Annotated in this window: 7 protein-coding genes; 2 read left to right on the forward strand and 5 right to left on the reverse strand. The window is 61.5% G+C overall.

The window, feature by feature from the left end; translation table 11 throughout:
- Positions 1-118: 118 nt before the first annotated feature.
- Positions 119-1,414, forward strand: coding sequence for a tRNA (N(6)-L-threonylcarbamoyladenosine(37)-C(2))-methylthiotransferase MtaB (mtaB, locus tag KOM00_RS15900; RefSeq protein ID WP_216499914.1), 1,296 nt, complete (start codon positions 119-121; stop codon positions 1,412-1,414).
- On the opposite strand, the gene KOM00_RS15905 is transcribed toward mtaB, so the two are convergent.
- The 5 genes from KOM00_RS15905 to KOM00_RS15925 all read right to left on the reverse strand — a co-directional run bounded on the left by KOM00_RS15905 (position 1,411) and on the right by KOM00_RS15925 (position 6,285).
- A complete protein-coding gene (locus KOM00_RS15905; RefSeq protein ID WP_216499915.1) occupies positions 1,411-2,631 on the reverse strand; it encodes an ATP-binding protein in 1,221 nt (406 codons plus the stop codon). The genes mtaB and KOM00_RS15905 overlap by 4 nt on opposite strands.
- Positions 2,632-2,835: 204 nt before the next feature.
- Positions 2,836-4,089 (reverse strand): DUF6178 family protein, encoded by a 1,254-nt coding sequence (locus KOM00_RS15910; protein ID WP_216499916.1) that lies wholly within the window; start codon positions 4,087-4,089, stop codon positions 2,836-2,838.
- Between the two features lie 173 nt (positions 4,090-4,262).
- Complete coding sequence (locus tag KOM00_RS15915; RefSeq protein ID WP_236027012.1) at positions 4,263-4,544, reverse strand: YcgN family cysteine cluster protein; 282 nt, start codon at positions 4,542-4,544, stop codon at positions 4,263-4,265.
- Between the two features lie 6 nt (positions 4,545-4,550).
- A complete protein-coding gene (locus KOM00_RS15920) occupies positions 4,551-5,378 on the reverse strand; it encodes a hypothetical protein (RefSeq protein ID WP_216499917.1) in 828 nt (275 codons plus the stop codon).
- Between the two features lie 22 nt (positions 5,379-5,400).
- The gene (locus KOM00_RS15925; protein WP_236027013.1) at positions 5,401-6,285 is read right to left on the reverse strand and encodes an ExeA family protein; all 885 of its coding nucleotides are present in this window, start codon (positions 6,283-6,285) and stop codon (positions 5,401-5,403) included.
- A gap of 186 nt (positions 6,286-6,471) precedes the next feature.
- Between KOM00_RS15925 and KOM00_RS15930 the strand changes: the two genes are divergently transcribed.
- On the forward strand, positions 6,472-7,119 hold the full coding sequence (locus KOM00_RS15930) for a hypothetical protein (RefSeq protein WP_216499918.1): 648 nt from the start codon (positions 6,472-6,474) through the stop codon (positions 7,117-7,119).
- Positions 7,120-7,327: the final 208 nt, after the last annotated feature.

Consider the following 7,327-nt stretch of genomic DNA (forward strand, 5'->3'; position numbering starts at 1 on the left):
CCAAATCTTGTGCCTTTAGACTTTTCTTTGCGCCCCTGCGGCTTTGCGTTAAATCTTGGTTATATCCCTTCCATCCCTTTTATCCCTGTTAACCGTGTTTCGAGGTTCGTTTTACCGCATGAAAAGAATCGCCATCACCACCCTCGGCTGCAAGATCAACCAGTTCGAATCCGCCGCCATGACCGAAGCCCTGGAACAGAACGGCTACAGCTTCGTCCCCTTCACCGAAACCGCCGACATCTACGTCATTAACAGCTGCACCGTCACGGCCAAGACCGATGCCGAGTCCCGCCGCCTCATCAGGCGCGCGACCCGCATGAACCCCGAGGCACGCGTGGTGATCACCGGCTGCTACGCCCAGATGGCGGGCGATGAACTGCTGAAGCTCCCGGGGGTCAACCTTATCCTCGGAAACAGCGAGAAGAAGGACATCGTCGGTTTCATCAAGGGGCTCGGGGATGAACCGCAGGCGGTGGTGAGCGACATATCGCAGCAGAGAACGGGAGAAAGAACACAGCTGGAGAGCTTCGCCGAGCACACCCGCGCCTTTCTCCAGGTCCAAAACGGCTGCGACGCACGTTGCGCCTACTGCATCGTACCGTACGCCCGCGGGGCCAGCAGGAGCGTGGCCCCCCAGGAGGCGCTGGACGGCATGGCGGCGTTCTCGGCGAAGGGTTTCCAGGAGATCGTTTTGACCGGCATCCACCTTGGCGCCTACGGCCTCGACCTCGACCCGCCCACCGACCTGCTCGCCCTGATGCGGGAGGCGGAGCGCCAGGGGGTGGTGAGGCGCCTGCGGGTCGGCTCGGTGGAACCGACCGAGGTAGCGCCGGAGATGATCGCCTTCATGGCCGGCTCCGGCGTCGTCTGCCCTCACCTGCACCTGCCCCTGCAAAGCGGCTCCGACGGCGTCCTCACCCGCATGAACCGCGGCTACGACACCGCGCTGTTCCGCTCCGTGGTCGAGGCCCTGGTCGCGGCCATGCCCGACGTCAGCATCGGCTCCGACGTGATCGCCGGCTTCCCGGGCGAAACCGACCAAGAGTTCCAGGAGACGCTTTCCTTCATCGAGTCGCTCCCCCTGGCCTACCTGCACGTGTTCCCCTTCTCGCAGCGCCCCGGCACCCCGGCCGCGACCATGGCTGCCCAGGTCCACCCGCGGGTCATCAAGGAGCGGGCCGAGGCGCTCCGCATCCTGTCGGAAAAGAAAAAGACAGAGTACGCGGCACGTTTCGTCGGGCGGGAACTACAGGTGCTGGTGCAAAAGGACGAGGGGGGACGCAAGGGGTTGTCCAGGAACTACCTTCCGGTGCTCATCGAGGAGTGCGAGGGGCTGGTCAACCAGGAGGTCGGCGTGCTGATCACCGCGGCCAGCGGCGGAGAGTTGACCGGGAAGCTGGCAGCGACGCGCTAAACGGTGAAGGTCACCGTGGCGCCCTGCCCCGCTTCCGCTTCTATCTTCACCTTGCCGCCGTGACGGCTGACGATTCGCTTCACGATGGCAAGTCCTATCCCGCGGCCCGGAAACTCCTCCTGGCTGTGCATCCGCTGAAACGGCGAGAACAGCTTTTCGGAGTACGCCATGTCGAACCCCGTCCCGTTGTCCCGGACGGCGAAGGCGGAACGTCCCTCCCACTCGATGGGAAAGAATTCCACCACGGCATGTTCCCTTGTCTGGGTGAACTTCCAGGCATTTCCTACCAGGTGCTCCACCGCCACCTTCAAAAGGCGCGCATCGCCCCGCGCCGTCATCCCCTCCGCCACCCGGACATCAACCTTCCGCTCCGGTTGCGAACGGACCAGTTGCCCCACGACCTCCCTGGCCAGCGCGCTCAGGTCCACATCTTCCTTGTTGAGCTTTCCCCTCACGCTGCGTGACAGTTCCAGGATTGCGTCCAGCATGTCCGCCATGCGGCGGCTGGACCTCCTGATCCGGTCCAGGTAGTCGTTGCCTATGGTGTTGAGCCTGGCTGCGTATTCCTCGGTGAGCGCCTGGCTGAACCCCTCGAGGTGCCGCAAGGGCGCCCGCAGGTCGTGCGAGACCGAGTAGCTGAACATCTCGAGGTCCCGGTTGGCCGATTCCAGCTGCGCGGTCCGCTCCACCACCCTGCGCTCCAGTTCGCCGTTCAACCTGAGCAGGCTCTCGTTCTCCTCGGTCAGTTCCCGGACCTTCTCTTCCAGGCGGGTGGCCACCACCTGGCTGTAGTCCCTGAGGGAATCCTCCTCCTGCATCGGGCGCGGCTCCGCCTCGCGCTCGGTGGCCACCTCCGCCACCAAAAGCCGTCCCACCTCCTCCCACAGTTCATCCGGCCGCATCGGTTTCTCCAGGAAAGCCGTGGCCCCTAGGGAGGCAGCGAGCTCGGCTTCCCTGCTGCCGGTGTAGATTGCTGAATAAAATATGAAGGGGATCCTGCCGAGTTCTTGGAATTTCTTGAGTTCGCGGAGGAATCGGAAGCCGTCCATCACCGGCATGAGACAGTCGGAGAGGATGAGGTCCGGGGCTTCGGCCGCCGCGACCTCGAGCCCCTGCTTGCCGTTGGCGGCCTCGACGACATGCCAGCCATGCCACTCGAAATTGTAGCGGATGATCTTGCGATCGTTTCTGGAATCGTCGACGACCAGTACCTTCATCCTCCCCCCCTGACGGCTGCGGCAGATGCGATCGACGTCCATACCCGGAAAACAAATGCCTAAAAGAATACCAATGAGGGGTCGGTTTGCAATGAACAGGGATGAAGGGGATAAAAGGGATAAAAGGATAAAAAGGAGAAGGGGATGAAAGGAATTATAAAAAATCCCCCTGCATCCCCTTCATCCCTGTTGAAAAAAATGAGGTTACCCCTGCAACTGGGCTAGCAGCTCGGAAACCCGCCGCACGTCTTCCTGGTCGCGAAACTCGCGATAGCCGTCAACGCCGTCGGCATCGAGCCCGCGGTAGTAACGGGGACGCTTCGCCTTGACCCCTGCCAGGAGCTTGCCGGTGGCATAGTCGACCGTTTCGGTGTCGCGGGCGGCAAACTTCAGCTGCAGCACGATGCTGTAGCCGAGCTGGAACAGCCGCTTCAGCTCCTCCTCTACGAGTATCCGCGCCGCTTTATGCTCGTCACCGGCGGCAAGTTTCTCGAGGGCGATGTTGAGGTAACCGCAGACGCGGTGCATCACACCAAGCATCGACTCGGGCTCGTGGAAGGCCTGCCCCTCGGCGACGAGGGCGCTGTTCACCAGGTAGTTCAGCTCCTGCAAAACGACATCGGAACCGGCAAGGTCCAGGGCACGCGAGAGAAGCGTCCCCTCGTCGGCAAAGACGGGGATCAGCTGCCCCCCCTCCCCTGCCGCAGCGAGATCCTTGCCCCCCTGCAACTGGAAATGGTCCGGGTGGATCCGGGCGTAGATGGAGAGTGCCTCTTCCAGCGGCGGGAAGCCGAGATCCTGCAGACGGCCGGTGCGGAAGCGCTGGCATTGCTCCTCGAGCTCCAGGTCCACGTCCCCTTTCACCCCCTCCATGAGCGCGGTGTACAGCTCGTTGTCGAGCTTGACCAGCACGGAGAGGAAGGCCCCGATCAGCTGGCTGTGCTTGGGGTTCTTGAACTTGATCATGAAAACGTCGTCGAAGGTATGGTCGTAGTCGCCCTGGCGCTCCTCGTCGTTACCCTGGTCGCCGATCCCCCCGCCAACGATGATCTCGCGGCTCAACAACAGCTGCAGCAGCTCGAAATCCAGATGCTTCACCAACTCGTGAACCCGTGCCTCGCCCCCCTCCATGAAGTAGGTGAGCCAGTGGCAGGCCTGCTCTTCGGAGAAGGTCCAGCCGTCCCAAAGCTCGGTGTCCATTATGAAAACGCCCTGCTCGGCGGTGGCCAGGCGCAGCAGGTCCACTGCGTCCGCCTCCCCCACCTCTTTCATGAGCCAGAAGAACTCCTGGGGCTGCAGACCGGCGGCGAGCCTCCTGGCGTCGGAGTCGGAGACGATGAGGTCCATCTTTTCCTTGCCGGAAACCGTCCTCAGGTAGTCCTGTTTCTGCTGAAGGGGAAGCGCCTGGAAATCGCGCTCGGAAAGTTTCGCCACAGCTACTTGCTTCTTTTCTGCCATTTGACTCCCTTTAAAACCAGGGATAAAGGGATGAAAGGGATACACCCCAAAAAGAGTTGTTCAGCCCAATCCCTGCACCTGTATTTATTTTCACTCCGCGCCTTTGCGGCTTTGAGTTAACAACCCGTTTTTGACTTTATCCCTTTGATCCCTTTTATCCCTGTTAATTGCTTTTAAAGGATCCCTTTGCGCATCGCCTTCTTGTAGCCGCAGCTTCGGTGCAGCCACTTCAGCTCCTTGACCAGCTCCGGGGTGAGCTGAACGCACTCGGGGAAGACCTTGAAACGCTTATTGTAGATCTTGCAGCGCCTGGTGGTGATGTCGAGGTAGCGACAGGGGGTCGAGGTGAACAGGATCCTGCCGTCCTCGTCCTCTAGCTTCTCAAAACAGCAAAGGCCGCATTGCTCGCAAAGGGCCTCCCACTGCTGCTGGTCCATTTCGGGTTCTGGTGACATAGCGCCTTACTCCTCGCCCGCTCCAAGCGGCACCACGAGGCTGTTTCCCTTGCTGTTGGAAAACCGGACGCTGTCCTCATAGATCTGCTCGATCTTGTAGCCATTCACGCTGTTCCCCTGCCGCATCGGACTGCCGTTCACCATCGCGAAGCTCGACTCGCTGCTGTTCTGCCATGCAATACCGGTGACGCGGATATCCGGCCGCGACTTATGCTGGGGCACTGGTTGCGGCGCAGCCGAAGCGGGTACGGCAACTGCGGGTGCCGGTTGCACGACAGCCGGCTGGGCGACGGCAGAAGCCTTGGCCATGACCGAAGGCTGGGCCAGTTGCTTCGCGGCAACCCTGGCCGGGATTTGAGGCTTGGTAGCGGCCTTGGCTGCCGCCTGGGTTACCGGCTTCGCAACCGGTTGCGCAACCTGCTTCGGCGCCGTAGCGGCGACAGGAACCAGAGCCGGTTTGGTCGCGACCTTGGCCGGCTTGACAGCCGCGACGGGTGCGGCGGCCGCAGCGGCAGAGGTGTGCTCCGGGGCGACCGCTGTTGCAGCCTGCTGCTGCCCAACGGCGGACGCCGCCTGGGCGGGGACCGCTGCAGCCGGGGCGGCAGTGGCCACGGCATCGACACTATTGGGCGTTACCCGTGCGGCCGGACGGGAGAAGCCCCCCATGAGGGCGTAGGTCGCCAGGGTGGCGATGGCAGCTCCCGCCAGGGTCCATACCGGAATCAGCCAGGCGGGACGACGTCCCCTTGCCTTGGGGAGCCCACCGGTGCCTGCGGGTCGACGGGACCGCTGCGACTCGTCCACCTTCTCCAATGCCTTCAGTATCGAACTCATAAACTCCTCGAAAAGTTGAAAATCAGCTGCGCCAGCGCGGCAGTCCGCCGGTCAGGCGCCGCAGCAGTTGCGCCGCGAGCCCGTAGGGGGAACGGCCGCCAACCTCGGCAACGGCCTGCGCAGCCATGCTCCCGGTGATGGTCCTGGTCTCCTCGGTGAACCCGATCAGGAGGGCGCGGTCGCAGACGACGTTGACCAGCCGCGGCACCCCACCCGAGAAGCGGTAAATGTGCTTCATGGCCGCCGTCGAGAATTCGGCGGCGCGGTAGCATCCGGCCAGCTCCATGCGGTGGTCGATATAGGACTGGGTGCTCTCGAAGTCCATGGGGAGCAGATGGTAACGCACCGTGATGCGCTGGTTCAACTGCCGCAGTTCCATGCGCCCGAGCACAGACAGCAGCTCCGGCTGCCCGGAGAGAACGATCTGGATCAGCTTGTCCGTCTCGGTCTCCAGGTTCGAGATCAGGCGGATCTGCTCCAGCACCTCCATGGGGAGATTCTGCGCCTCGTCCATCACCAGCACCACGCTGCGTCCCGCCTGCTTCTGCTCCAAGAGGAATGCGTTCAGCACCTGCAGAAGTTCGACCCTGCTCTCTGACTCCCAGACCAGCCCGAATTCCCGGTTCACGCTCTTCAACAACTCGAGGTCCGACAGGCAGGGGTTGAAGATGAGGGCGGTGCGGTGTCCCTCCTGGTCCAGACGGTTCAGGAAGGTGCGCAAAAGCGTGGTCTTGCCGGTCCCCACCTCGCCGGTGAGTTCCACGAAACCGGCACGGTTGTCAACCGCATAGATCAGGTGGGCGTAGGCTTCACGGTGCTGCTCGCTCATGAACAGGAAGCGGGGATTGGGAGTAATGGTGAACGGGCTCTCCCTGAAACCGTAAAATTCGCAATACATCGCAGGCATGTGGTTCCTTTTGACGGCTGCCGATATCGAGTGAGTGAATATAGCGCGAATCTGGCGGGAAATAAAGGGGAAAGGGCGTGAGGTGCGGGTGCAAGGCTTAGTTGCTTTTAGTGGCTTGCATTACCGGATAAACGTGGGAAACTTCCGACGTTGGATTAGTAAAAACCAATACAAAGGAGACGACACATGGGCAAAAAACCGATGGTCAAACGCAGCTTCAGCCGCCTGGACGACCCCGGCCTGAGCTCGTTCGGGAAAGGGGTCGTAACCTCGCTAACCGGCAACGCTTATTTCAAGGAGCCCTACCCCCAGGAAGTCACCCCGTTGGGGCAAGTAAAGGGCACACTGGAGGGATTCGACAACGCCTGCCTTGAAGCACGTAGCCGTGCAAAGCAGAGCATCGCGCAGCGTAAAAATCTGCGCACTCAGCTCATCAAAGAGCTCAATGAACTGGCGGATTACGTCAATCTGATCGCCAAGGGGAATGTCGAGATTCTGGCATCCAGCGGCTTTGACTACACCAAGGAGACCGCGCCCTCCCCGGTGAAACACCAGGCGACCTATCCGGACGTAGTATTGTCCCAAAGCGTAAAACGGGGCGGGATCGTCGGAAAGGCCAAGAAGGCTCCTCGCGCCAGAAGCTGCGAATTCCACATAACGACGGGCGACCCCACCGTGGAGGGGAACTGGAAGCATGCGGCGGTGTTCGGCCAGTTCAAAAACATGGAGCTGGATGGGTTGACCCCGGGGCAGCAGTACGCCCTCAGGATGAGGTGGATCATGCCTGAAGGGCCCGGTCCCTGGACCCCTCCCTTCTTCTTCATGCCCACCTAAAGGAATACCCGAAACGCCCGTGCCAGCGGGCGTTTCACTTTCACGCCTGCAGCATCCCAACCAGCGACATCTGAGCAGCAAGGATGAGGTGGCCGGGGTTTGTGAGACAGCCTGATGGGCGCAATAAGCAATGTCCCGTCGATGTGGGAATTACCGGCGTCAGGCTGCCGGCCTCAGGTTCTCAAGTCCTTCGAAATAAGCCTCATCC

Origin of the sequence: Geomonas diazotrophica, from assembly GCF_018919385.1 — a bacterium.
Classification (GTDB): domain Bacteria; phylum Desulfobacterota; class Desulfuromonadia; order Geobacterales; family Geobacteraceae; genus Geomonas; species Geomonas diazotrophica.

Excerpts from the sequence above, each read along its gene's own strand:
- KOM00_RS15905 (WP_216499915.1), bottom strand. The coding sequence starts at position 2,631 with ATGAAGGTACTGGTCGTCGACGATTCCAGAAACGATCGCAAGATCATC.
- KOM00_RS15920 (WP_216499917.1), bottom strand. The coding sequence starts at position 5,378 with ATGAGTTCGATACTGAAGGCATTGGAGAAGGTGGACGAGTCGCAGCGG.
- KOM00_RS15915 (WP_236027012.1), bottom strand. The coding sequence starts at position 4,544 with ATGTCACCAGAACCCGAAATGGACCAGCAGCAGTGGGAGGCCCTTTGC.
- KOM00_RS15930 (WP_216499918.1), top strand. The coding sequence starts at position 6,472 with ATGGGCAAAAAACCGATGGTCAAACGCAGCTTCAGCCGCCTGGACGAC.
- KOM00_RS15910 (WP_216499916.1), bottom strand. The coding sequence starts at position 4,089 with ATGGCAGAAAAGAAGCAAGTAGCTGTGGCGAAACTTTCCGAGCGCGAT.
- mtaB (WP_216499914.1), top strand. The coding sequence starts at position 119 with ATGAAAAGAATCGCCATCACCACCCTCGGCTGCAAGATCAACCAGTTC.
- KOM00_RS15925 (WP_236027013.1), bottom strand. The coding sequence starts at position 6,285 with ATGCCTGCGATGTATTGCGAATTTTACGGTTTCAGGGAGAGCCCGTTC.